Annotated in this window: 21 protein-coding genes and 1 pseudogene; 9 read left to right on the plus strand and 13 right to left on the minus strand. The window is 63.5% G+C overall.

Annotated elements, in window-relative coordinates:
• Positions 1-202: 202 nt before the first annotated feature.
• The 5 genes from EH240_RS31545 to EH240_RS31565 all read right to left on the minus strand — a co-directional run bounded on the left by EH240_RS31545 (position 203) and on the right by EH240_RS31565 (position 6,443).
• Entirely contained in the window at positions 203-1,057 is an 855-nt protein-coding gene (locus EH240_RS31545; RefSeq protein WP_125005890.1) for a patatin-like phospholipase family protein, read from the minus strand.
• Entirely contained in the window at positions 1,054-2,448 is a 1,395-nt protein-coding gene (locus EH240_RS31550) for a M16 family metallopeptidase (protein ID WP_167484247.1), read from the minus strand. Before EH240_RS31550 ends, EH240_RS31545 begins: the two co-directional genes overlap by 4 nt.
• Before the next feature lie 2 nt (positions 2,449-2,450).
• Positions 2,451-3,812, minus strand: coding sequence for a M16 family metallopeptidase (locus EH240_RS31555; RefSeq protein ID WP_125005894.1), 1,362 nt, complete (start codon positions 3,810-3,812; stop codon positions 2,451-2,453).
• Between the two features lie 119 nt (positions 3,813-3,931).
• On the minus strand, positions 3,932-4,486 hold the full coding sequence (rsmD, locus tag EH240_RS31560) for a 16S rRNA (guanine(966)-N(2))-methyltransferase RsmD (RefSeq protein ID WP_125005896.1): 555 nt from the start codon (positions 4,484-4,486) through the stop codon (positions 3,932-3,934).
• Positions 4,467-6,443, minus strand: coding sequence for a pseudouridine synthase (locus EH240_RS31565; protein WP_125005898.1), 1,977 nt, complete (start codon positions 6,441-6,443; stop codon positions 4,467-4,469). The genes rsmD and EH240_RS31565 overlap by 20 nt, the downstream gene beginning before the upstream one ends.
• Positions 6,444-6,625: 182 nt before the next feature.
• Here EH240_RS31565 and EH240_RS31570 point away from each other — a divergent pair, with 182 nt between their 5' ends.
• The gene (locus EH240_RS31570) at positions 6,626-7,078 is read left to right on the plus strand and encodes a nucleoside deaminase (RefSeq protein WP_125005900.1); all 453 of its coding nucleotides are present in this window, start codon (positions 6,626-6,628) and stop codon (positions 7,076-7,078) included.
• Between the two features lie 30 nt (positions 7,079-7,108).
• Here EH240_RS31570 and EH240_RS31575 read toward each other — a convergent pair whose 3' ends face one another.
• From EH240_RS31575 to EH240_RS31585, 3 genes are all read right to left on the minus strand, one after another.
• Entirely contained in the window at positions 7,109-7,786 is a 678-nt protein-coding gene (locus tag EH240_RS31575) for a hypothetical protein (RefSeq protein ID WP_125005902.1), read from the minus strand.
• A gap of 305 nt (positions 7,787-8,091) precedes the next feature.
• Entirely contained in the window at positions 8,092-11,076 is a 2,985-nt protein-coding gene (ileS, locus tag EH240_RS31580; RefSeq protein WP_206075354.1) for an isoleucine--tRNA ligase, read from the minus strand.
• Positions 11,077-11,380: 304 nt separating this feature from the next.
• A complete protein-coding gene (locus EH240_RS31585) occupies positions 11,381-12,178 on the minus strand; it encodes a MipA/OmpV family protein (protein ID WP_125005904.1) in 798 nt (265 codons plus the stop codon).
• A 363-nt stretch (positions 12,179-12,541) separates the two neighbouring features.
• On the opposite strand from EH240_RS31585, the gene EH240_RS31590 reads away from it, so the two are divergent.
• On the plus strand, positions 12,542-12,994 hold the full coding sequence (locus EH240_RS31590; RefSeq protein WP_125005906.1) for a phasin: 453 nt from the start codon (positions 12,542-12,544) through the stop codon (positions 12,992-12,994).
• A gap of 184 nt (positions 12,995-13,178) precedes the next feature.
• Here EH240_RS31590 and EH240_RS31595 read toward each other — a convergent pair whose 3' ends face one another.
• Complete coding sequence (locus tag EH240_RS31595; protein ID WP_125005908.1) at positions 13,179-13,412, minus strand: hypothetical protein; 234 nt, start codon at positions 13,410-13,412, stop codon at positions 13,179-13,181.
• A gap of 202 nt (positions 13,413-13,614) precedes the next feature.
• Complete coding sequence (locus EH240_RS31600; protein WP_125005910.1) at positions 13,615-13,794, minus strand: hypothetical protein; 180 nt, start codon at positions 13,792-13,794, stop codon at positions 13,615-13,617.
• Between the two features lie 179 nt (positions 13,795-13,973).
• Between EH240_RS31600 and EH240_RS31605 the strand changes: the two genes are divergently transcribed.
• On the plus strand, positions 13,974-15,422 hold the full coding sequence (locus EH240_RS31605; protein ID WP_125005912.1) for a CYTH and CHAD domain-containing protein: 1,449 nt from the start codon (positions 13,974-13,976) through the stop codon (positions 15,420-15,422).
• Between the two features lie 334 nt (positions 15,423-15,756).
• The gene (locus EH240_RS31610) at positions 15,757-16,311 is read left to right on the plus strand and encodes an HdeD family acid-resistance protein (protein WP_125005914.1); all 555 of its coding nucleotides are present in this window, start codon (positions 15,757-15,759) and stop codon (positions 16,309-16,311) included.
• Between the two features lie 127 nt (positions 16,312-16,438).
• On the opposite strand, the gene EH240_RS31615 is transcribed toward EH240_RS31610, so the two are convergent.
• Together EH240_RS31615 and EH240_RS31620 are read right to left on the minus strand one after the other, a co-directional pair.
• Positions 16,439-17,422 carry a bifunctional riboflavin kinase/FAD synthetase gene (locus tag EH240_RS31615; RefSeq protein WP_125005916.1) on the minus strand — a complete coding sequence of 328 codons (984 nt, stop codon included), beginning with the start codon at positions 17,420-17,422 and terminating at the stop codon, positions 16,439-16,441.
• A gap of 32 nt (positions 17,423-17,454) precedes the next feature.
• Positions 17,455-18,315, minus strand: a complete 861-nt coding sequence (locus EH240_RS31620) for a TIGR01459 family HAD-type hydrolase (protein ID WP_125005918.1) — start codon at positions 18,313-18,315, stop codon at positions 17,455-17,457.
• Positions 18,316-18,619: 304 nt separating this feature from the next.
• Here EH240_RS31620 and EH240_RS31625 point away from each other — a divergent pair, with 304 nt between their 5' ends.
• The 4 genes from EH240_RS31625 (at position 18,620) to EH240_RS31640 (ending at position 23,875) form a co-directional block, all read left to right on the plus strand.
• On the plus strand, positions 18,620-20,491 hold the full coding sequence (locus EH240_RS31625) for a TadE/TadG family type IV pilus assembly protein (protein WP_125005921.1): 1,872 nt from the start codon (positions 18,620-18,622) through the stop codon (positions 20,489-20,491).
• Positions 20,492-20,517: 26 nt separating this feature from the next.
• Positions 20,518-22,479 (plus strand): TadE/TadG family type IV pilus assembly protein, encoded by a 1,962-nt coding sequence (locus EH240_RS31630; protein ID WP_167484250.1) that lies wholly within the window; start codon positions 20,518-20,520, stop codon positions 22,477-22,479.
• A gap of 100 nt (positions 22,480-22,579) precedes the next feature.
• Complete coding sequence (locus EH240_RS31635; protein WP_125005923.1) at positions 22,580-23,008, plus strand: YybH family protein; 429 nt, start codon at positions 22,580-22,582, stop codon at positions 23,006-23,008.
• Positions 23,009-23,242: 234 nt separating this feature from the next.
• Entirely contained in the window at positions 23,243-23,875 is a 633-nt protein-coding gene (locus tag EH240_RS31640) for a LysE family translocator (RefSeq protein WP_125005925.1), read from the plus strand.
• Positions 23,876-23,896: 21 nt separating this feature from the next.
• On the opposite strand, the gene EH240_RS31645 is transcribed toward EH240_RS31640, so the two are convergent.
• Positions 23,897-24,721, minus strand: a complete 825-nt coding sequence (locus EH240_RS31645) for a DUF2189 domain-containing protein (protein ID WP_125005927.1) — start codon at positions 24,719-24,721, stop codon at positions 23,897-23,899.
• Between the two features lie 266 nt (positions 24,722-24,987).
• Here EH240_RS31645 and EH240_RS31650 point away from each other — a divergent pair.
• Positions 24,988-25,502, plus strand: a pseudogene (locus EH240_RS31650) (CAP domain-containing protein).
• Positions 25,503-25,687: the final 185 nt, after the last annotated feature.

Raw genomic sequence — 25,687 nt, forward strand, 5'->3', positions numbered from 1 at the left:
TTGCCGGTCGGGAGACTGTTCACGCTACTCTTATATTAGGACATTATTAACTCTACCGCAGTGCGTCAACATCGAATTCGAAGAAGAGTTAATGACAATACGCGTACTTGTACGTGCATGTGGATAAATTGCATCCGCATAGAAATGCGGCCAACCAAGACCGACGCCTTTTTTGAAACGATCTGCCATGTTGGCTGTTCCCTCACACCGCCTTCTCGCCGGCGTTGGCGCCATGCACTTCCACCGCCTTCTCGACAGCGCGCTTCAGCTCGTCCTTGATCTCGACGGTGTCGGCCATCAGCGTCTCGATCTTCAGGAAATCGAGCACGCGATATTTCGAGACGGCCGGGCGGATCAGGATAGCCGGCGGGTGCTGCCGCAGCTTGTTGGCGGTGATCGACTGCATCATCAGTTGCGTGGCGCCATACATCAGGTCGATCGTGGTCGGGTGCTTGCGCTCGACGTCGCTCGGTGCCCCGACCACATCGATGGCGATGACGATGTCGGCGTCCCTCGCCACGAGATCGAAGGGCACGGGGTTGTAGATGCCGCCGTCGATCAGCACGCGGCCGTCGCGCGTCACCGGGCGGAACACCGCCGGAATGGCGGCCGAAGCCGCCAGCGCCGATTGCAGGTCGCCCTGGGTGAAGACCGCGAGCTTGTGGCCGAAATAGTCGGTCGCCGTCACCTTGAGCGGGACCTTCAGCTCCTCGAAGGTCGCGGGGATGGCCTCTGGCAGGAAGGCCTTCAAGATGCGCTCGATGTTGAACTGGCCGACGCGGATGCCGCCCTGCATGGCCTCCGCGATCGTGCCCGGCCGCGAGCGCCACATGCGCGCGGCCACCTCGGCGCGGCTGCCGAGGACCGAGCGAGCATAGTCGTGGATCTCCGCCCCTCGCATGCCGGCGGCCATGCCGGCGCCCATGATGGCGCCGATCGAGGAGCCGGCAATCGCCACCGGCCTGATGCCGAGCTCGTCCAGCGCTTCGATGGCATGGATATGCGCCAGTCCCCGCGCGCCGCCGCCGCCGAAGGCAACCGCGAAGGTCGGGCTCATCCCTTGTGGGCCCCCGCCACCTGCACCAGCGGCGGACCGATCACCATAACCGCCGGGTCTACCGACAGGAGCTTCCTTGCCGCCGCCTTGACGTCCGCAAGCGTCACCGCGTCGATCAGCGCGGCGCGGCGCTTGATGTAGTCGATGCCGAGATTGTCGAGCTGCAGCTCGACCAGCGTCGCAGCAATGGAACTGGAAGAGTCCAGGTTGTTGATAGCGTAGGCGCCGATCATGTATTTCTTGGTCGCCGCGAGCTCTTCCTCGGTCGGCCCTATCTCCGCCATCTCCTTCACCACCTGGCGCACGATCGCGAGCGTCTCGGCGGCGCGGTCGGAGCGCGTCGCGGTGGTCACCAGCAGCGCGTTGGAATGCTCGTGATCGACGAGATCGGAACTGACGCCATAGGCTAGGCCGCGCTTCTCGCGCACCTCCTCGTAAAGCCGCGAAGTGAATGTCGAGCCGCCCAGGATCTCGTTCATCAGCACCGCGGCATAGAAATCGGGATCGCTCCGTTTCACGCCAGGCCAGGCAAGCTGCAGTGAGGTCTGCGGCAGGTCGTAATTCACCTCCAGCTGCTGGCCGAGCTTCGGCGTCACGTCCGCCACCCGCGTCAGCGTCTGCTGCTGCGGCAGGTCGCCGAACACCTCGTCCAGCTTGCCGCTCAGCGTCGCGGCGTCGATGTCGCCCACCACCGTCACGTGCAGGCCGGCGCGGGCGAAATTCGCTTTGTGGAAGGCCTTGATATCCGCGGCCGTTATGGTGGCCAGGCTCTCCTTGGTGCCCTGGTCCGGTCGCGCATAGGGATGTTCGCCATAGATCGCGCGCAGCCAGCGCTGCTGGCCGATCGTGTTGGGATCGCGCTCATTGGCGAGGATGCCGGACAGTGTCTGGGCGCGGATGCGGTCGATAGGCGCCGGGTCGAAGCGCGGGCTGTTCACCGCCAGCTTCAGCAGGCCGAAAGCCTCGTCCTTCTGGTCGGACAGCATGCGCATCGAGCCATAGGTGCCGTCGCGCGCCGCCTGAAAACTCATCTCGGCGCCGGCATCGTCGAGGTTCATCTGGAAGGCCTCGCTGTCGAGGTCGCCGGCGCCCTCATCGAACAGGCCGGTCATCAAACTGACCAGCCCTTCCTTGCCGGCGGGGTCCTGCGCGGTGCCGCCGTCGAAGACGAAGCGGATGGCGATGAGCGGGATCGAATGGTCCTCCACCAGCCAGGCGGTGATGCCCTTCTTCGACTTCACCTCCTGTATGTTCATCTCGGCGCGGGCAGCCAGCGCCGGCAGCAGCAGGAAGAAGAGCGCAAAGCAGAGGGTGGCGAAGGCGCGGTAGACCTTCCCTTCCCCCCTTGCGGGAGAAGGGAAGGCGCTCGTCCGTCCAAGAAGCAAGCTCATCATCAATTCCCCGCCTGTTGCTGCGGCAAGAGATAGCCGGTCGTGGAACGGTCGAGCACCAGGTAGCGGGCGGCTGCAGCCTCGACCTCCGCGGCGGTGACCTTACGGATGCGATCCGGCCATTCCTCAACATCCTTCACATTGCCGCCGGTGGCGAGCGTCGAGCCGTACATATTGGCCATGTCGTCCTGCTTGTCGCGGGCAAAGATCATCGAGCGGACGTAGCGGGTCTTGGCCCGCTCCAGCTCGTCATCGGTCACGCCGTCCTTGGCGATGCGCGCGATCTCGGCATCGACAGCCGCCTCGACGTCGCCGAGCCTGGCGTCGCCGCGCGGCGAACCATAGACGGTGAAGTTGGTAGCGTCGAGCATGGTGCCCTGGAAGAACGCACCGGCCTCCGAAGCGATGCCCTGCTTGACCACCAGCTGCTGGTAGAGACGGCTGCGGTTGCCGCCGCCCAGGATCTCGGCCAGAAGGTCGAGCGCCTCGGCCTCGCCGGGCTTGGCGGTATGATAGGACGGCACCACCCATTGCGTGGAAAAGCTCGGCACCGAGACGCGCGCGTCGGTCAGCGTCACGGTGCGCCGTGTGTTTTGCTCCGGCTCGACCGGGCGGATACGCGGCCGCAGATACGGCCCGCGCGCGACCTTCCCGTAAGTCCTTTCGGCCATCGCCTTCACCGCGTCCGGATCGACGTCGCCGGCGACAATCACCACGGCGTTGTTCGGCCGGTAAAAGGTGTCGTAAAATGCCTTGGCGTCCTCGCGGTTCAGCTGTTCCATCTCCTGCATCCAACCGATCACCGGAATGCGGTAGGGCTGGTTTTGCCAGAGCGTCGCGTCGACCTCCTCGTCGAGCACGGCTTGAGGATCGCCGTCGATGCGCGAGCGGCGCTCCTCCAAGATCACGTCGCGCTCGGTCTTGATGACGTCGTCGGTGAGGACGAGGTTGCGCATGCGGTCGGCCTCGAACCCCATCATCTGCTCGAGCGCCGAGGGCGGTACCGTCTCATGGAAGGCGGTGTAGTCGTAGGACGTGAAGGCGTTGTTCGAGCCGCCGATGTCGGCCACGGCGCGGTCGAACTCGCCGGCGGCGTGGTTGCTTGTCGCCTTGAACATCAGATGCTCGAAGAAATGCGCGATGCCGGATTTGCCGGGCGGCTCGTCGGCGCTGCCGATCTTGTACCAGACCATATGGGTGACGATCGGGGCGCGGTGATCTGGAATGACGACCACTTCCATGCCGTTGTCGAGCAGGAAATCCTTGACCTCGGCTTCGTCAGCGGCCCGTGCCGGAGCCTGCGCCGCGAGCGCCAGCGCGCCGGCAAGAAGTGCTGCGCGCAGCCCTCTGGTGTTCAATGTCATCGAATGCTCCGGTTCGGTCGCCACGATAGGAAAGCTTCGCTGGCGAGGCAAAGTGATTTGTTCGTCATTTTCGAGGCGGTCTCTTTCCTTCTCCCCTGTGGGAGAAGGGAAGTGCGCCCTCACCCGACCTCGATAAACCGGATCACCGTCTCGCCATAGCCGCGCTCGTCCACCACCGCGAATCCCTCGCCCGCCTCGAACGCCGCGGAAGCCGCCTCCTCGACCACGCAGAGCGCGCCGGGCAGCAGCCAGCCGCCGGCCTTGGCCGAGCGCAGCGCGCACTCGCCGAGGCCGTTGCCATAGGGTGGATCGGCGAAGACCAGGCCGAAGGGCGAGAGCGTCCCGGCCTCGCCGAGATGAGCGGCGTCGCGGCGGAAGATCTTGGTGCGGCCGGTGAGCCCGAAGGCCTCGACATTGTCGCGGATCAGCCCACGCCCTTCCGCCGTCTCCTCGATGAAGACGCAGTAGGAGGCGCCGCGCGACAGCGCTTCCAGTCCGAGCGCGCCGGTGCCGGCAAAGAGATCGAGCACGCGGCCGCCTTCGAGCTTTTCTGCGTAGCGATGCGCAAGCACGTTGAACACCGCCTCGCGGGTGCGGTCGGTGGTCGGGCGGATGGCATTCGAACGGGGCGTCGCCAGCGGACGCCCGCGAAACTCACCGCCGACGATCCGCATTGCCACCCCTTGGACCCTTCGGACCGCGCGGCCCGTCGCCGCGGCTTCCCTCGGGCCGATCGCCTCTTGGTTTGCCGAACGGCTTGCCCTTGCCGCCCGGCTTGAACGATGCCTTGCGCGCTTTCGCCTCTGCGGCCTTCGCGGCGTCGGCCTCCGCCCTGCCCTTGCCGATGGGGCGCGCGCCCGGCGCCATCCAGACATTGGCCTTGCGCTGGCCGGGCGGTTCGATCGGGCGGGGCTCGCCTTTCTTGCCGCCAGACTTGCCGCCGAAGTCGCGGTAAGGCTTGCCGAAGCCGCGCTCGGATTTGTCGAAGCCAGACTTGGGGCCGTGCTCGCCGAAAGCCCTTTCCGGCTTCGTCGAAAGCTTGCTCAGCGCCTCGTCGCGGCTGCCTTCGCGGCGCTTGCGGGCCTTGATCAGCCCGCCTTCGCCGATCGGCCGGCGATCGCCGTCGCGCGAGAATTTCGGCTGATCGGCCTCCTCATGGCGCGGTTCGGTGCGGCGCACCGGCTTGTTGGAAAAGGGCTTTGTGATCTCGGCATCGAAATTGGCGCCGGACTCCTCGATCAGCCGTTCGCCGAGTTGGTCGCGCAGCACGCGTCCCTTGATCTCCAGCACATGACCCTCGGGCAGGTCCTCGAGCTGGAACGGCCCGTAGGAGATGCGGATCAGCCGCGTCACGTCCAGCCCAAGCGCGCCAAGAATGTTCTTGACCTCGCGGTTCTTGCCTTCGCGCAAGCCGATGGTCAGCCAGGCGTTACTGCCCTGCTCGCGATCGAGCGAGGCTTCGATCGAACCGTAGAAGACGCCGTCGACGGCGATGCCTTCGCGCAGACCGGCGAGCGCGCTTTCCTCGACCTTGCCGTGGACGCGCACACGGTAGCGCCGCAGCCAGCCGGTGGCCGGCAGTTCAAGCACCCGCGACAGGCCGCCATCATTGGTAAGCAGCAGCAACCCTTCGGTGTTGATGTCGAGGCGGCCGATGGTCATCAGCCGCGGCAAGTCGGCCGGCAGCACGTCGAAGACGGTCTTGCGGCCTTCCGGATCGCGGTTGGTGGTGACCACCCCCGCCGGCTTGTGGAACAGGAACAGCCGCGTGCGCTCGATCGGCGGGATCTCCGTTCCGTCGAGATGGATAATGTCGTCCGGCATGACATTGAAGGCCGGCGACGACAGCACCTTGCCATTGACCTTGACGCGGCCGGCGGCGATCAGTTCCTCGGCGTCGCGGCGCGAGGCGATGCCGGCGCGCGCCAGCCGCTTGGCGATGCGCTCGCCGGCTTCCGGCGCTGCCTCCGAGGGACGCGGGCGCGGCCTGAAGCCGCCCTGCCCGGGCGCGGCGTCGCGCTGCGGACGATCGCTGAAATCGCGCTTTGGCCGCTCCGCGAAATCACGTTTGGGACGATCGGCGAAGTCGCGCTTGGGACGGTCGAAGCGCCTTTCGCCGCGCTCGCCTTCAGCGGCCATCGGCCGGTAGGGTTTGCGGCCGTCGCGCTTCTCGAATGGCTTGCCGTCGCGCGGCGGGCCTTTGCGGAACGGCTTTTGCTCGGCACCCTCGCCCCCTTCACGCGGCTTGTAGCTCCGCTTGAAATCCCGGCGCTCCCCGTCGGCAGCCACCGGCCGATCGCCACGTGGCGTATAGGGTTTGCGCGCGCCATCGCGCTTCTCGAACGGCTTGCCCTCGGGGCGCGGTCCTTTGCGGAACGGCCTCTCGCCGCCTTCGTTGCCCTCGCCCGCTTCGCGCGGCTTGTAGGCGCGCTTGAACTGGGGCCTCTCGCCGTCGGCGGCCACCGGCCGATCGCCACCTGGCGTATAGGGCTTGCGCGCGCCATCGCGCTTCTCGAAGGGCTTGCCCTCGGAGCGCGGCCCCTTGCGGAACGGCTTGTCGCCGCGCGGCGTCGGCTTCGATCCGCCTTTGCGCGGTCCCTTTTGTCGTGGTGATTTCTTATCGTCGTCCATATGGATCTTGCTCGTCTTGGGCTGCTACAGCGCATGCGCCCGTTCGGACGCGCAACGCAGGCAGTGTCATCTTGATTTTGCGCATGCGGCTGCGCGGCAAAAACCGATTCCGGTTTTCAGGGTCACGCGCTAGATAACAGGATCACCGTCGGGTGGCGAGGAGTAATCGGAATGGAACGCGCGTGAAGCGGCCGGATTTCATGGCTTTGGCGCTCGAGGAAGCCGAGGCGGCCGCAAGCCGCGGCGAAGTGCCGGTCGGCGCGGTGATCGCCAACGGCAACATAGTGGTGGCGAAGGCCGGCAACCGCACGCGCGAGCTCGCCGACCCGACCGCGCATGCCGAGATGCTGGCGATCCGCGAAGCCTGTCGGAAACTCGCCAGCGAGCGGCTTACCGGTCACGACCTCTATGTGACGCTGGAACCCTGCGCCATGTGCGCCGGCGCCATCTCGTTCGCCAGGTTGCGGCGGCTTTATTTCGGCGCCGCCGACGAAAAAGGCGGCGCGGTGGTCAACGGCGTGCGCTTCTTCGCCTCACCCACCTGTCACCACACGCCAGACATCTATTCGGGGCTGGGCGAAAGCGAAGCGGCCCTCATCCTTAAGGACTTTTTCCGGGACAAGCGGGAAATGTAGAGCCGCTGCGCGGTCGACGACGGCGGAAGCTTACAGGCCCAGCCAGTCGAACCAGCCGCCACCCTTCTTGCCTTCCGCCTGCGCCTTGAGCCGGCGCTCCTTCTTGTACTCGTCCTCGCCGAGTTCGTTCTGCGGCGCGGTCCCGGCCGGAGCGCGATAGGCGAGCGGCGGCTCGCTCAGATATTTGCGGGCATTGGGGCTGCCCTGCTTCTGCTCGGCGAGGCGGCGCTGGATCTCGGCGGTGCGCGTCGCGCTGGAATCGTCCGGCGACCAGCGCGGCGGGTGGCTGGACGCTGAATCGGCCATCGCCTTCTTCACAGCCACCGGATCGGTCTGCACGTCCTCGACGGCCTCCGGCTGGTAGTTCGGATCATTCTGGTGAGCTGTCGCATCGGCGCGGATGCGGGCGCGGCGCGCCTCGGGCGATTCGGGCCAGTCGGCGCTCGCCGTCTGGATGCTCTCCTGCGGCGCCGGCAGCGCTTCCTTCTGTCCCGGCGCCGGCTTCACCAGATCGGGGCGTGGCTTGTAGTCGATCGGATCGCGATGCTTCGGCGTGATCGCGATGGCGCCGGAAACGTCATCCGCCAGTTGTTCGGCGGCGGTCTTATCCGTTCCGTAGGTCGGCGAACCGACACAGCCGGACATGGCGATGGCCGATGCCACGAGCGGCGCCAGCAGCGCGGCGCGCGCATAAGTTTTCCCGGTCATGCCAAAAAGTCCCACTCTAGCTTGCCTCTGATCGCCACCGGCCAACGGCACGGCCCCCGTCATTCCCGCACTTGCGATGAAAATCCGGCGACAATTTGTCTGCCGGAGTGTCGCGTGTTTACCTCAACCACTTATTAAGGGCAACGCGCGGCCGGATATGGGCCGCCCGGCGTGGCACTTTTGCACTTATTTGATGGGTGCATGTCGTTAGCCCAAAACCGCTCCACACTTTTGGACGACATGCACTTTTTGCCTGGTGCATGTCGTTATCCCAAAACCGCGGCACACTTTTGGGCGACATGCACCTAGAAACGCCCGAGCGCCCTCAGCTCATGCAGCACCGCGGCGTCGCGGGCCGAGACATCCGGGAATTCCGGGTCCTGCCCGACATCGGCCGTGTAGCGCCAGGAGCGCGCGCATTTGACCAGACCGCGATCCTCGGCCTTCTCGACCACGACCGCCACGCCCTTGACGTCATCCAGGGTGAATGCGCCTTGCGGCGCCTTGCCGTGCGTGATGACCAGGTCGCTTGTGATCGCCATCTCGGCCATGTCGACATCGGCGATCGCCGCTTCCAGCGCGGCATCGTCGATGGTCACCACCGGAACGGCCTCCAGCGAGGAACCGATCAGCTTCTCGGCGCGGGCGATCTCCAGCGCGCCGGTGACGACGCGACGCACCTGCCGCACCTTGCGCCATTTCTCGGCCAGCGCCTCGTTCCTCCAGTTTTCCGGGATTTCCGGGAACTGGTCGAGATGCACCGAGACGGCATCCGGGTGACGCTCGAGCCAGGCCTCCTCCATGGTGAAGGGCAGCATCGGCGCCAGCCACTTCACCAGGCATTCGAAGAGGTGGCGCACGACCTGCACCGCCGCCTTGCGGCGCAGGCTGGAGGGCGCGTCGCAGTAGAGCGCGTCCTTGCGGATGTCGAAATAGAAGGCCGAGAGCTCGACCACCATGAAGTCGAGCAGCGCGCGGGTGATGCGTTTGAACTCGAAGGCATCGTAGCCCTGGCGCACCACCTCGTCGAGCTCGGACAGCCGGTGCAGCATCAGCCGCTCCAGCTCCGGCATCGTCTCCAGCGGAACGTCCTCGCCATCATCATGGGCCAGCGTGCCCAGCATCCAGCGGATGGTGTTCCTAAGCTTGCGGTAGGCGTCGATGTTGGTCTGCAGCACGTTCTTGCCGAGCCGCTGGTCTTCCCAATAGTCGGTCGTCACCACCCAGAGCCTGAGGATATCGGCGCCGGACTGCTTGATGACGTCCTGCGGCACGACGGTGTTGCCGAGCGACTTCGACATCTTGCGGCCTTCCTCGTCCATGGTGAAGCCATGGGTGATGACCGTGTCGTAGGGCGCCCTGCCCCTGGTGCCGCAGCTTTCGAGCAGCGAGGAGTGGAACCAGCCGCGATGCTGGTCTGAGCCTTCGAGATAGACGTCGGCCGGCCATTTGAGATCGGGACGGTCCTCCAGCGTGAAGACATGCGTCGAGCCGGAATCGAACCAGACGTCGAGGATGTCCATCACCTGGTGCCATTTCGAGGCATCGTGGTTGCCGAGGAAGCGCTCCTTGGCGCCGGGCGCGAACCAGGCGTCGGCGCCCTCCTTCTCGAAGGCGTCCATGATGCGCTGGTTGACGGCTTCGTCCTTCAGCACATTGCCGTCGGCGTCGGCGAAGACGGCGATCGGCACACCCCAGGCGCGCTGGCGCGACAGCACCCAGTCGGGGCGCTCCTCGATCATGGCGCGGATACGGTTCTGGCCCGCTGCGGGCACGAAGCGGGTGTCGTCGATCGCCTTCAGCGCGCGGCTGCGCAGCGTCGTGCCGTCGCCGAGCTCCTTGTCCATATAGACGAACCATTGCGGTGTGTTGCGGAAGATGACCGGCTTCTTCGAGCGCCAGGAATGCGGATAGCTGTGCTTCAGCCGGCCGCGCGCGAACAGCGCGTTGCGCTTGATCAGCTCCTCGATGACCGCCTGATTGGCATTGCCCTTCTTGCCGTTGTCGTCGATGACGCGCGCTGGCCCGCCCTCGCGGTCCGGACCGAAGCCCGGCGCGTCCTTGGTGAAGAAGCCGGCATCGTCGACCGGGAACGGGATCGCAGTGTCGACGCCGCGCTTGAGCAGCTCGGCAACTGCGTCCATCCAGGCGTCGAAGTCCTCGCGGCCGTGGCTGGGCGCGGTGTGCACGAAGCCGGTGCCGGCATCGTCGGTGACATGCTCGCCGGCGACCATGGGCACGGGGAACTCGTAGCCGCCGCCGAGGCCCTTGAAGGGATGCGAAAGCGTAAGGCTTCCAAGCTGTTCGGGCGAGACGCTGTGAAGCCTGTTCAAGGTGACCTTGGCCTTGGCCGCGGATTCCTCGGCGAGCGCGTCGGCGAAGATCAGCTTCTCGCCGGGCTGCGGGCCAAAGGCGTTCTCGGCCGCTGTGACCTGGTAGAGGCCGTAGGCGACGCGCGGCGAATAGCTGACGGCGCGATTGCCGGGGATGGTCCAGGGCGTGGTCGTCCAGATGACGACATGCGCCTCGACGAGATCGAGCGCCGCCTCATCCAGTGCCGGCGCCGCATCCGGACCGGCAACCGGCTGGGCGAGGCTCGCCACCGGGAACTTCGCCCAGATCGTATCGCTCTCATAGTCCTGGTATTCGACCTCGGCCTCGGCAAGCGCGGTGCGCTCGACCACGCTCCACATCACCGGCTTGGAGCCGCGATAGAGCTGGCCCGACATGGCGAATTTCAACAGCTCGCCGGCGATGCGCGCCTCGGCATGGTAGGCCATCGTCGTGTAGGGATTGTCGAAATCGCCGATGACGCCGAGGCGCTGGAACTCCGAGCCCTGCACCTTGATCCAGTGCTGAGCGAAGTCACGGCATTCCCTGCGGAACTCGTTGACCGGCACCTCGTCCTTGTTCTTGCCCTTGGCGCGATACTGCTCCTCGATCTTCCATTCGATCGGCAGGCCGTGGCAGTCCCAGCCCGGCACGTAATTGGCGTCGTAACCGCGCATCTGGAAGGAGCGGTTGATGACGTCCTTGAGGATCTTGTTCAGCGCATGGCCGATATGGATGTTGCCGTTGGCGTAGGGCGGGCCGTCATGCAGCACGAATTTCTCGCGGCTGGCGGCGTCCTCACGCAGCTTGCGGTAAAGCTCCATCTCCTGCCAGCGCTGGACCAGCGCCGGCTCCTTCTCGGGCAGGCCGGCGCGCATCGGGAAATCCGTCTGCGGCAGGTAAAGCGTCTTGGAATAGTCGATCGTTTCAGCAGTATCAGTCACAGGGGTGTCGGTCATTGGTCTGCCATGTGCATTGCCCGTTGGCAAAAGAGCTCGGGCGTCGAAGTCTTAATTGACGCATATCGTTTCCCAAAACCGGAGCCCACTTTTGGGCGATATGCGTTGATGTCCTGAAAAAGCGCGAGGGGCGCGCGCGAAAATTCCCGGCGGTTCCAGCGGCGCTCAGGCCGCCCGGAACACCGGGCCCGTAATTCGTATCGCGATCGCGAGAAGGCGCGAAAAGCTCGTCATGGCGTGGCTTTTAGCGGATGCGGCGGCAGGAATAAAGCGCGGATTTCAAGGCAGAGCGCTGGTTTCTTGCCTACATCGAGAAATCGAAGCGGTAGGTGGTCGACACGCCGACGGTCCACTGGTTGCGGTCGCCGCGCTCCTTGACCAGGCTGGAATCGGCCGCCGGGCCCATCAGGCGCGAATATTCGGTGAAGACGCTGGCCGTCATCGGCTCGGTCACTTTCCAGGTGATCGCGCCGCCGAGGCCGGTCGACTTCAGGCCGCCGCCCGGATGGTATTCGCTGAGGCCCGAGGCCGCCGCTTCCTTGGCGTTGACGCCGTAATAGGCGTCGAAATAGTCGGACGAAGCGAAGGACACGCGCGGGCCGCCGGAGATGCGGACCGTCGGCGTGATGTCGTAGAAGCCGTCCGCCGCGATGTCGGCGACGAAGCCGTTGTGGGCCCGAATGCCATGCCTAAGTTCCGCCCGCGCCCTTACCCAATCCAGCGGATAGAATTCGAAGAAGCCGCCGGCCTCGCCGCCCCAGCGTACCGGGTCGAGCCCTTTCAGTTCATCCTTGCTGTCGCGCGAGAACAGGAGCTTGCCGGTGAGGCCGGCGCGCACGCTGCCGTCGTCGATCAGCGCCAGCGAGATGTTGTCGTTGCGCGAGATGAAGCGCGCCTCCGGCCCGGCCTTGCCGAGCGAGATGATCGGCTGGGCGCTGATCATGTATTTCTTGCCGCCCTCGAAATTCGGGGCAACCAGGCCGGTGGCGCCTAGCGTCAGGTACCAGTCGCCGGAAATCCAGCTCCCCTCGCCGGCCCGGGCGGCGGAGACGGCCATCAGGCCAAAGGCGAGAACCAACGGAATCGTTGCGGCAATACGCATCGTCACCCCTTACGCGAAACACACCGGAAGGAACACCCGGCTGCGCTCAAGCCAAGCTCAAGCCATGGCGCGAGTTCGGTAAAATTTGACTTAAAATCTGTAATATCAGGAGCGGCCTGGACTGCTTGAGTCCCACCTAATTCAATGGCTTTCAATGGCTCGCCTTGTCGCGAACTCAAGACGTCCGGAATGCGCCAGGAAGCGGACGTTCGCTACCAGTTTTCTGACGACCGGTGTGGGTTCGCAACGGGACATTCGGTGTCGCACGCAAATTCATGTGGGTTACATAAATCCGTTGCGACGATTTCGTACATTATGGGGACGGCGTCGTTTTGAGCCGTCCCTGGAAAAAAGGATGGAATAATGTCCAAGCTCCCCGGCAAGACTGAAACGATCGAAAACGTCGAATCCCCTGCCTTCGACCCGTCCAAAGCTACCGAGCAAGTTGGCGCTGTTGTCGACCAGGGCGTTGAGCAGTCGAAGCAAGCGTTTTCCAAATTGAGTTCGGACGCCGAAACCACACAAAAGGCTCTTGAGTCGACCTTCGAAATGGCCAAGACCACCGGCAACGAGGTGTCCCTGACGATGATTGCGGCTCTCAGAGACAATACCGAAGCCGGCTTCACGCACCTTGAGGCACTGGTTGCCGCGAAGTCGCTGTCCGAGTGCATCGAACTGCAGACCGTTTTCCTTCACAAGCAGATCGAAAAATCCGCCGAGCAGGCCAGAGGCCTCCAGGCCGCGATGATGAGAGCTGGCGAGGACATGTCCAAGCCGATCAAGGATGCCTTTGAGAAGGTTTTGAAGGCTGCCTGATTGCCTCAGGCATCCGAGACCGAAGGTCGTGCCTAGTCTGTGGGCGCATTGCAACGGTCTTGGTCGGACGGCTTTTGTCCGCCCGACCGCATCGGAGTGATATCGCTTGTTTCGAGGTTTCTTGGTCCGTCCGCAATAAGTTGCAGAGTGATCGGCAATCATTAGGACGCAAGGGCTCACCTCACTAAGCGTCGCCGCTCACTCGGCCTGCGATGGCGAATGCCTGTAGGTTTTTGACCTTTCCGTGGTCCTGGTCGGCGTTAGCGATAATCGAAAAGAACGCAGCGCGGGCGATGTCTTTCTTTGACGCGTCCGGGTGTTCCTTCCTTGCCGCCTTCAATAGTTTTTTCGGCGTCATATCTGGCGTCACAATCCGCATCAGAGTGTCGCTGATCGTCTGTAATTCCGTTGCATCCATTGGAAAACTCCGTCCCGCCCTGCTAGCAAGTTTAGCAGAGCGCCATTGTTAGCTGAAACAAAATTCACGTTACAATGAGAGACGCGCCAGCGCGCGCTCCGGCTGGGTCGGCTGTCTCATAGGGTGGAAGCGCTTTCGCCACAACGCCGGCAACCAGCTGCCGGTTAGTGCCGTTCGGAAATGGGGAAGTCGTGCCGACGGTTCAGTCTTCCTTCAAATCTTCGGCTTCGTCCTTAAGCTTGGTCCAGTCGGCACCATGCTTCCGCAACAAAGCGCGCGCCTGTTTCGGCGTGACGTCGGCAATTTCCGTCAGATGCTCTACCTCCAGCTCTTGCCCCTCCACCACCCGGCTCGCCTTCTTCTTTTTTTCTTTGGTAGCCATCTCTTGTGTCCTTCTCTTGCATCATCGGATGAACGAGGACCGAGAAGAGTGGTTCCGGGTCGCGCATCGTCGCCTGCCGGCTTGAAGTCCGGCCACGCGGTTGTCTGTGACAGCTCTTAGACGCACCATGTGGGTGGGTTCCCTTCGATTACTGTGGAGCGACACGACGCGAGGACGTCATGCAGGAAACGGAACTGAAGCTCGAGCTTTCGCGGTCGGGTGCGGGATCGCTCCTCAAGAAAAATCCGTTCGGGTCTTCGCCCACCATTCTTCAGCAGAGATCCATCTATTTCGATACCCACGGATGGGATTTGTCCAAGCGCGGCCTATCGCTTCGCATTCGGCAATCGGGAAATGAAAGGATCCAAACCCTCAAAGCCGGCGATGGCGCCGCGGCCGGATCGTTCACACGCGAGGAATGGGAGCGCCCGGTCGCCGGCGATATACCGATACTTGATGATCCGCAGGTCCGAGACCTGCTTGCAGGGGATGCCCCAAAGCTCGCGCCCTTGTTCGAGGTTCATATCAAACGGCATTCTTGGAATGTGTTGGATGGCGACGCCACGATCGAAGTCGCTCTGGATCTTGGCAAGGTCGTCGCAGCCGATCGCGAGGCGCCGCTCTGCGAGATCGAGTTGGAAAAGAAGGCGGGCTCGCCGGCAGCACTGTTTGCGCTCGCTCGGAAAGTCGACCTGATCACGCCGGCGCATCTCGGGGTGCTGAGCAAAGCGGAACGGGGCTATCGTCTGCTTGGCTCGGTACAGGGCGCTGTGAAATCGGCTGCGACCCCGCTCACTTCCGAGATGAGCGCGGCAACGGCTTTCGCGCGCATCGCGGCGGCCTGTCTCAAACAGTTTCGTCTCAATGAGACGGCGCTGGGCTGGTCGCGCGATGCCGACTCCTTGCACCAGGCTCGCGTGTCGCTGCGACGGCTGCGCTCTCTGTGCTCGATCTGCAAGTCGTTATTCGACGATAGCCGTTTTGACTACCTGCGAGAAGAATTGAAATGGCTCGCCTCGGAACTTGGCGATGCACGCAATATCGACGTGATGATCGATCGCGCTTCCAGCAGGGCTCTTTCAAGCCGTCTTCAAGAAGCGCGCGACGACGCCTATGCAGCGGTCGAAGCATCGTTCTCCTCAATACGCGCCCGCTCCTTGATGATCGATGTGACCGAGTGGATTTCCATAAGGGAATGGCGAACCCAATCGGACGAAATGTTGCACGAACAGTCGTCAAGGGATTTCGCCTCGGATGTACTTGATAAACTTTGGAAAAAGGTGGCGAAAGGCGGCAGCAATCTCATCGACGCCGATGACGAGACCCGCCATAAAGTGCGGATCGCCGCGAAGAAACTGCGCTACGCGGCCGAGTTCTTCGAGCCGCTTTACAACAGCAAGGCGGAAGCCAAACGCCATCGGCGGTTCATCGAGGCGATGAAGAGCCTGCAGGATCACCTCGGCAGCCTCAACGATATGGCCACCGCCCCCGATATGCTGGCAGCATTGGAGCTTTCTGACGTGGCTGGTGCGAAGGATCTCTTCAGCGCCGACGACAAGTCCAAGCTTCTCAAGGACGCCGCGGAAGCACACGACGTCTTTGTCAACACAAGGCGCTTCTGGCGTTGAGGCAGCATGCAGAGGGAGCGACTAAGCTCCAATGCCCGTTTCTGGTGCAACCTCAGCGTAATCCCTGCAATGTCCGCTTTCGGCGAATGGAGAAGTCCGCGGTAATGCCTGACGTCAGGCGCGAAGCTGCCGTTCGCGCCACAGAAGACGGATGTCGGCTCCGGGTCAAGAAGCGGACGTCTTGCAGGCGGATCGCTCGTGCTGGGGTGTGTCCATAGCGGGCTGCTCGCTGGACGGGCAGAGCCATCGGCGTTACCCTCGCCCCGCTGTTTCTGGGAAAGAACCTCGTCCGGTGCACACGTCGCATCCGGCGACCTTTGAGGGAGACGAGACCATGACCTTCCAAGGCGATGCCCTGAACGACGCGATCGGACGGACGCGCGACAAATGGGGATGGTTCGTGGCTCTCGGCGTGCTGCTCTTGATTTTCGGCGGCATCGCCTTCGGCAATCTGTTCATCGCCACCGTCGCCTCGGTCTATGTCGTCGGCTGGCTGATGCTGATGGCCGGCGCCATCGAGATCATCCACGCCTTCGGCGTCAAGACCTGGGGGCGCTTCTTCTACTGGCTGGCGAGCGGCCTGCTCTACGCCATCGCCGGCTTCTTCGCCTTCGACAACCCGGCGCTGGCCTCGGCGGTGTTGACGTTGCTCCTGGCTGTCGCCCTCGTCGCTTCCGGATTGCTGCGGGCCTGGGTCGCCTTCGATCACCGGCCGGAGCAAGGCTGGGGATGGCTGCTCGCGGCCGCCACCATCACCATCCTGTTTGGTCTGATCATCGCCATGGGCTGGCCGGTCAACAGCCTGTGGGTGCTCGGCATGTTCCTGGCCATCGACCTGATCTTCCAGGGCTGGAGTTTTATTGCCATCGGACTGGCGCTGAAGCGGTAGTTCTTGGGCACAGCCTTTTGACGCTGGCGGGACAGCACCCCCCTCTGTCCTGCCGGACATCCGGCAGGACAGAGGGGGGTGGGAAGGATCGCTACGGCCAACGACATGGTCGGTTCCAGCGAACCCCTCAAAAACAGATCGCGACGTCCAACTCTGAAAGCGGCCTGACCCCGCCGAGCAGCGCCCTAGCCTCGGCCTCGTCCCGCTTCATTTGCGCCACCAGCGCATCGAGCCCGTCGAACTTCAGCTCGGGGCGCAGGTAGCCGAAGAACGACACCTGGCAGGTCTCGCCGTAGAGATCGCCGGAGAAGTCGAAGACATAAGTTTCGAGCAGCGGCACGCCGTTGTCGTCGACGGTCGGGCGGCGGCCGAAGCTGGCGACGCCACCGTGAAGCGTGCCGTCGGCGCGGCGAAAGCGGACGGCGTAAATGCCTTCCTTCAGAGTGGCTTCCGGCGAAAGCCTCATATTGGCCGTTGGGAAGCCGAGCGTGCGGCCGAGCCGCTGGCCGCCGATCACCTCGCTCTCGACGGTGAAGCGGTAGCCGAGCAGGCCGGCGGCCTCCTCGACCTTGCCGTCGCAAAGCAGCGCGCGGATACGGCTCGACGAGACCACCTCGGCGCCCTCGTCGCGGAAGGCGTCGACCAGCGTGACGCCGAAGCCGTGGCGCTCGCCGGCCGCCATCAGGAAGGCTGGGCCGCCCTGGCGGTCCTTGCCGAAATGGAAGTCGAAGCCGGTGACGGTATGGCTGATACCGAGGTTCCTCTCCAGCACGTCGGTCACGAAAGCCTCGGCCGAGAGCGCGGCGAAGTCGCGCGTGAACGGCTGCTCGACCATGGCGGCGAAGCCGAGCTTGGCCAGAAGCCGGGCCTTCATCGGCGGCGGCGTCAGCACGAACAGCGGCACCTCCGGCCTGAACACCTTGCGCGGATGCGGCTCGAAGGTGAGCACCAGGGCCGGTACGCCGCGGCGGCTGGCCTCGGCCAGCGCCCTCTCCAGCACCGAGAGGTGGCCGCGGTGGACGCCGTCGAAATTGCCGATCGCCACGACGCCACCGCGCAGATGGGCAGGCAACGGCGAGACTGCCGAAATGCGTTCGAAAGCTTGCGTCATGTCAGAGCGCCCGTCATGGCCACGCTACCAGCCTATTGCAGCCGCGGGATGACGGCGACCGGCCGATAGCCGTGCTTGGCGAGGAACCCCGCCAGCCTTTCGGGATCGGGCCGCAGCGGGTCGCCATAGTCGCGCGCATGGATGCCGCCGGAGACATAGAGCACGTCGAAGCCGTTGTCGGCGGCGCCCTTGACGTCGGTCATCATGCCGTCGCCAATGGCGAGCACCGCCGGGCGCTCGACCGCGTGGCCGAGCAGGCCGGCGACCTCCTTCATGGCGAGGTTGTAGATCGGCGCGAAAGGCTTGCCGGCGATCAGCGTGCGGCCGCCGAGCTGCGCATAGTCGCGCGCGAGCGCGCCGGCGCACCAGATGGTGCGCTCGCCGCGCTCGACCAGGATGTCGGGGTTGGCGCAGATGAAAGGCAGGTTGCGGGCACGTAGCCGCTGCAGCAGCTCCGCATAGTCTGCGGGCTTCTCGACCTCGTCGTCATAGAGCCCGGTGCAGACGATGCCGGAGGCTTCGAACTCCTCCACCAGCTCGATGCCCAGGCCGTCATAGAGGGTGACGTCGCGATCAGGCCCGATATGGAAGATCTTGCCTGGACCTTCGGCGATGAGGTCGCGCGTGACGTCGCCCGAGGTGACGACGCGGTCATAGGCATCGGCGGGCACGCCGATTATGTTCATCTGCGCGACGACGTCGGCGCTGCGGCGCGGCGAATTGGTGATCAGCACCACCGGCACTTTTGCGGCGCGCGCCCGCGCCAGCGCCTCCGCGGCGACGGGAAAGTGCCATTCGCCGTTGTGCACCACGCCCCAAACGTCGCACAGAATGGCCGCGTAGCTTCCTGTCAGATCGGCGAGCGAAGCGATGATGTCGGGCGAATCCGCCATGCCGTTTCCTGATCCTGATCCCTGGCAAAGCCGCGGCCGCCATCCTTCAATTCCGGGGCCGCCGCGGACCGGTCCCGCATAACCGAACCGCTCCATCCTGTCACCAGCTTTCGCCATCGCCGTGAAGCTGCCGGAAGGGCGCGGCGTCGCCCGTTCGCGAGGACAGGGTTAACGGGCCATCAAAAGGCGATGCGCTCTTGATGCCTTCGCGCAAGCCGAAATTTAACGATTTATGACCATGGTTGCAGCTCAATTACGACCTTGGTCGTACGTCAACATAGGTCTTTAGCGGTGGCTAGGCGCAATGGTCCGACGATTTCTGGGCGACAGACGGGGTAACTTTGCCCTGCTGACGGTTATCACGATGGTGCCGCTGATGGGCGCCGTGGCGCTCGCCGTCGACTATACCGAACTGGTGCGGGAGAAGCAGGAAACGCTGAACGCGCTGGATGCGGCCGGCATAGCGGCGGCGCAGCAGATCGTGTCGGGCGCAAGCGACACCGACACCAAGGCCTTTGCGAAAAACTTCTTCGAAGCCAATCTGACTCACGTCAGTCCGGCCGACACGCTGCTGAACGTCACCTTGCCCAACAGCGGCGGCACGCTGAAGCTTTGCGCCCACCTCCACTATCATCCCTATTTCCTGCCGGCCGCCGCGATGCTCATCGGCAAGACGGCCAGCGACACTAACTTCACGGCGTGCTCGGAAGTCCGCCTCAAGAACACGCTGGAAGTGGCGCTGGTGCTGGATAATTCGGGCTCGATGGACGAGACCGGGTTCGGGACCAGCAAGAAACGGCTGACAGTGTTAAAGGATTTCGCCAAAGGACTCATCGACCTTGTCGCAGCGCAGGCGAGGACGATTTCCCAGCTCAACGAGCCGGTGCAGTTCGCGCTGGTCCCGTTCGCAGCCTCAGTCAATGTCGGGCCGGACTATTATTATGATCCGACGAAACGAGCCGACTGGCTGGATTTGCAAGGCCTCTCGCCGATCCACCACGAAAATTTCAACTGGAAATCGTTTCCTCAAACTACCACGAGCACGTGCTCGGACGCTTCGGACAAATGTGTCCAATCACTAAACGGTATGTGGATCGCTCGCGGGAACAATTGGGGAACTCAGAAAGATCAGCCGCTCACCCGATTCACCTTGTTCGAGCAGACCAAGTATAGGATCAACAGCACCACCACTGCACCTTTAACCAAATGGGGTGGCTGCATCGAGTCCCGGCCTTACCCTTGCAATATCGACGACACGCAGCCGAACGCCGGTAACCCTGCAACCCTGTTCGTGCCTATGTTCGCGCCCGACGAAGCGGGAGAGGCATGGACAACGTCAGCCATCGCCAGCAATCAGTTGAATTTGTTCAACGCTCCTAACAGTTGGTGGAACGACGACACCAGCCAAACGGGCGCGGCCAAGGCTCGTCAAATGAACATGACGAAATACTTCAAGCTTCGCCCTGCCAATAAATCCACGCCCTCTGGAAAAGGTCCCAATTACAGCTGCACGACAACGCCAATAACGCCGCTGACCGACGTTACCGTCGACGCCCAGCGGGACGCGCTGAAGACGGCGATCGTCAGCATGGTCGCGAACGGCGCAACCAATGTACCAGAGGCCATGGCTTGGGGCTGGAGGGTTCTTTCGAGCAGTCCACCGTTCACCAAGGGACGTTCCGAAGCTGAGCGAGGTAATGACAAGGTTATTATCGTCCTCACCGACGGCGCCAACACTTACTACACACCCGGCTCTCTCAGACTAAGCGACGACGCAAGCAACCAGTCGACCTACTCTGCTTACGGTTACGCCAGCACTGACTACGACGGCCAACCCGGGGTGAAACGAATATTCAAGGGCACAACCGGTTCCGTCTCTTATGACAACAGCAGCTATACAGCCGCGATGAACCAGCACTTCGTTCGAGACAGCAAGAGCGTTTCCACCGTCTGCCAGAATGCTGTCGACCATAATCTCATAGTCATGACTATTGCTCTCGATTTGAATGAGAACGACACGACGGAAAAAAAGCAGATCCAGGCGTTGAAAGACTGCGCCTCGGAATCACGTTTCACCTCCGGCAAGAAACTGTTCTGGAATACCCGAAGCGATGAAATGGAGGAAGTCAAAAAAGAAATCGCCGACGAATTGTCGAACCTGCGCATCGTCAGCTAATCCAAAAGAGGGGCCGTTTGCCAAAGATGCGCGAATTCTGGCGTCGAATTTGCCGCGACCGGCGCGGCAATTATGCCCTCGTGACGGCGATCGCCATGGTGCCCCTGATGGGTGCCTTGGCAGTGGCTGTCGATTTCACGGAACTCAACCGCCAAAAGCAGATGGTGCTGAATGCGCTCGACGCCGCGAACTTTGCCGCCGCGAGGCGGTTGGCGGAAGGCGCCACCGACGACCAGATCAAGGCCTATGCGGTCGACTTCTTCAACGCCAACCTCAACAACATTGCCCCGGCCGATATCTCGCTTGACGTCACGCTGCCCAGCAGCCAGGCCGGCGGCGGCCTGGTGACGTTGTGCGCGACACTCCACTACCACCCCTATTTCCATCCGGTGACGGCCCTGCTCAACGGCGCGTCCGAAGGCGACGCGAACAAGCCGATCACGCTCGCGCCGTGCTCGCATGTGCGGCTGAAGAACACGCTGGAAGTTGCAATGGTGCTCGACAATTCGGGCTCGATGAGCACAAAGGGATCCGGCTCGGGGCAGAAGCGCATCGACCTGCTCAAGCAGGCCGCCAAGCAGCTCGTCGACACGCTGGCGCAGCAGGCGGCACAGATCAAGCAGATCGACAAGCCGGTCCAGTTCAGCCTTGTGCCCTTCGCCGCCTCGGTCAATGTCGGGCCGGGCAACGACAACGCTTCATGGATGGACACCTACGGGCTGTCGCCGATAGCCAACGAGAATTTCGACTGGTCGACACTCAGCGCCTCCGACAAATACGCGCAGAAGATCAATGGCATCTGGTACAAGAAGGGCGCCGGCTGGGGCACAGAGGAAGGCCAGACCCTGACCCGCTTCGAGCTCTATCGCGACATGAAGGTGGTCACCAGCCACGAGCGCATCGTCGGTAGCGCGCGCACGGTCTGCGACACATATCGCTCGAACCACACATGCTCGTACAGCCATACGGAATATGACTACAACGACACTTACGGGCCCTTCGCCAGCTGGCAGGGATGCGTGGAGGTCCGGCCATACCCCTACAATGTCGACGACACGCCGGCGTCCGGCGGCCCGAACAACACCGGCATCGGTGTCGGCGATGCCGCCACCATGTTCGCGCCGGACGAGCCTGGCAACCACTGGAAGGTGACGCAGAATCCCCTTGAGCCGAATCCGACGACCTATGGCGCCGCCAACAGCTGGTGGAACGACGATCCGTCGAGCACTACCGGCAAGACGCGACAATCCAACATGGCCAAATATTTCCAGCCGCGGCCGATCAACGCGCCGGTGCTCAGCGCTGGGGCAGGCCCGAACTACAGTTGCACAACGACGCCGATCACGCCGCTCACCGACGTCACCAATGCCGATGGGCTGGCAGCCGTCAAAGCAGCGATCGACCTGATGCAGCCCAACGGCAACACCAACGTGCCGGAAGGCAAGGCCTGGGGCTGGCGCACCGTTTCCAGCACGGAGCCCTTCACCGAGGGACGGCCGGAGACCGAGCGCGGCAACGACAAGGTCGTCATCGTGCTCACCGACGGCGAGAACACCTATTCGACGGTGAGCTCCGACCCGGCCGGCAACAAGTCGACCTACGCGGCCTACGGCTATACCGGCGTCGGCTACAACGGCACCTCGGTCACCCGCCTGTTCGGCGGCACGTCCAGCGCCATCGGCCAGTTCAACTATTCCTCGAGCAACTACACCAGCGCCCTCAACGAGCAGATGGCCAAGCTCTGCGACAACGCCAAGGCGGCCAACATCATGGTGATGACGGTTGCGCTCGACATGTCCTCGACCGACGCCGGCGACAAGAAGGCGATGGAGGCGCTGAAGACCTGCTCGTCCGACTCCCGCTTCCGCAAGGATCCGACCGACCCCAGCAAGCCGGCCAAGCTGTTCTGGAACGCTACCGGCGCGAAGCTCTCCGACAATTTCAAGGAGATTGCGAACGAGTTGTCGAATTTGCGCGTGGTGGGGTAAGGCACATCAACGGATGCTGGCGCGCCAAGAGGCGAAAAGGCAGGATTAGGGGCTGGTTTTCGGATAGTATCCTCTTTCCCCATCATCTGAGGATACTGAGATGTTGTCCGACCTCGCGAAACTCATTGAGCAGGATCATTTAGCCGTGGATGCCTTCGTCAAGGGCGATCCCGAGCCTTTGAAAAGTCTCTATTCACAACGGGATGACGTCGTCATCGCCAATCCGTTCGGCCCGCCGGCCAAAGGATGGAGGAAAGCTGCCGAAACGATGGACCGTGCCGCTACCAACTACCGGGACGGAGAGGTTATCGGCTTTGAGCGCATTTCCGAGTACGCAACGACGGATTTGGGTTACATCATTGAAATCGAGCGGGTCCGATCCAAGGTCGGCGGCAGCGACAAGCTGGTGCCGATTGCACTTCGAACAACCACTATATTTCGGCGGGAGGAAGGCGCATGGAAGATCGTCCTTCGTCATGCCGATCCTATAACCTCGCCTCGTCCGGCGGCCTCGGTCGTCGGTGAGTAGAAGGCTACCAACGCCTGGAGACGACATCCTCCGTTTGGCGCTGCGCAGCGCAGCGACGTCCATATGGACGTGGCCAAGGAAGCAGGCCGAGACTACCCACCACCTGCGGGCATCTGGCCGCTCTGGCGCAACGGCCGGCGCCGGCAAGCCCTTGTGCGCGTTCGCGGCACAAGGCACATGTCGGATGCTCGCCGGCATCGGACCGTCCGTGCCGCAGGCGCTGGAGATCAAGCCATGCCCGACGCCGCCAATCATCTGACCTTCGCGCTGATCTGCCTCGGCATGGTGCTCACACCGGGGCCAAACATGATCTACTTGATCTCGCGCTCGCTGTCGCAAGGGCCGAGGGCCGGACTGATCTCGCTGGGCGGCGTGGCGCTGGGCTTCCTGTTCTATGTGCTGTCGGCCGCTTTCGGCATCACGGCGCTCTTGCTTGCCGTCCCCTTCGCCTATGACGCGCTGCGCTTCGCCGGCGCGCTTTACTTGCTGTGGCTCGCCTGGCAGGCGCTGAGGCCCGGCGGGCGCTCGCCCTTCCAGGTGCGCGAGCTGCCGAGGGACAGGCCGCGCAAGCTGTTCGCCATGGGGCTGATGACCAACCTGCTCAACCCGAAAGTGGCGGTGCTCTATCTGTCGCTGCTGCCGCAGTTCATCAACCCGGCCAAGGGCCATGTGCTCTCGCAGCTTCTGGTTCTGGGCGTCACGCAGATCTCGATCAGCCTCACCGTCAACGCCATGATCGCGGTGACAGCCGGCTCGATCGCCACGTTCCTTGCCGGACGGCCGTTCTGGCTGGTCGTCCAGCGCTGGATGATGGGCACGGTGCTGACGGCGCTCGCCGTCAAAATGGCAACCGAAGCCCAAAGGTAGTTGCGCCCTTCGCGGGGCTGCTCACATCGGCCGGCGGGCTGGCCGGATCTGCTCGGGCTCCACCACCTTGCGGTAGAGATGCCAGGTCGAGTGGCCGAGGATCGGCATGACCACTGCAAGGCCGGCAAACAGCGGGATCGAGCCGATCACCAGCAGCACCGCGACGGTCAAGCCCCAGAGCGCCATCTGCAGCGGATTGGCCATCACCGCGCGCGCCGAGGTCTCGATCGCCGAGACGGCGCCGACATCGCGGTCGAGCAGCAGCGGGAAGGCAATGACTGTGGTGGCCAGCACGATCACCGCGAAGACGAAGCCGGCGGCATTGCCGAGCAGGATGAGCGTCCAGCCCTTGCTGGTCGTCAGCACGTCACGCAGGAAGGCGCCGACCGAGGCCGGCGGCTGGGCGCCGAACAGGCTGGTGTAGATCGACTGCGCGGTGAACAGCCACAGAAGGAAGAGCGCGAAGAGCAGGATGCCGATCACCGCGATCGAGGGCAGCGCCGGCGAACGGCGCACGTCGAGCGCATGTTGCCAGTGGCTGTCCATGCCGAGCTCGCGCCGGCGGCTGATCTCATAGAGACCGATCGCCGCGAAGGGGCCGATCAGCGCGAAGCCCGACATCAGCGGATAGACGAGTTGGATGGCGCTGGAGCCAGACGTCCACCGCGTCAGGATCAGACCGACGACCGGATAGATCAGGCAGAGGAACACATAATGCGAGGGCTTGGCCCAGAAATCCTCGGCGCCGAGCCGCAACGCATCCCACAGATCCGATGTGGTGATGTGGCGCACCTTGGGCTGCACATGCATCCCCCGCGCGTCCGCCATGACATGAAAACCGGCCATTACCGTCCTCCGTTTTTTCGCGCATGACCCCCGAAAACCGCGAACCGGCTTTCGATCATGCGCCAAACCAAAGTTTTACAGCGTCGTTTGCATCCGGGCGCACGGCGCTGTACTGGGCGGTCACTGCCTGGGTGGCCGCCCATGGCTGCCACTTGTACCTGTGGCAATATAACGCATTTGCCAAGGGCTGTCGCCGCATGGATCGCATTGCGTTCCATCATCTCCTTGCCCGGCAAAAGCCATGTTCTGCGGTATCAAGAGGCCGCATGGCCAACCTGACCGTCGATTCTCCCTTGCTCAATCTCAACAGACGCACACTGCTCAGGGCCGCCGGCCTGGTAGCGCTCGGCGGCATCGCCGCCTGCGGCAGCGTTTCGCTGCCGACCGGCGAAGGCGCCGGCGTGTCATCCTCCGCCACGGGCACATTGAGCACAATCCGCACATCCGCCGGCCTGCCTGCGCTGATCCCGGATACACAACTGGAGCAGGCGGCGCTGCAGCAGGCCGGCTATATGGCGTCGCGCGCCCGCATGAGCCACACGACCGGCTGGGGCAAGGATTTTGCCTCGCGCATGAAGGACAACGCAGTACACGGCGCCGCGGGCGAGAACATCGCCGAGGGACGCTTTGACCTCGAAAAACTGTTCGATATCTGGATGCATTCGGACGGCCACCGCCGCAACATGCTCGATCCGGACTTCAGCCGCTTCGGGCTGGCTTACGTGCGCGACGGCCGCGACCCCCCAGCCTGCGCTACTGGGCGCTGGTGCTGGGCAGGTAGCAAGTGGCGGTAGCGATCCTTCGCGCCCCGCTCTGGCCGCGCCAAATCTCCCCCCTTGAGGGGGAGATCTCGCCGAAGGCGACAGAGGGGTCGCCGCGCACAGGACGCCAACCTCATCTGCACAAGCAAGCCGAGCCCAGTCGGACCGACCCCCTCTTGCCTGCCGGCCATCTCCCCCTCAAGGG

It is taken from the genome of Mesorhizobium tamadayense, from assembly GCF_003863365.1.
Taxonomy (GTDB): domain Bacteria; phylum Pseudomonadota; class Alphaproteobacteria; order Rhizobiales; family Rhizobiaceae; genus Mesorhizobium; species Mesorhizobium tamadayense.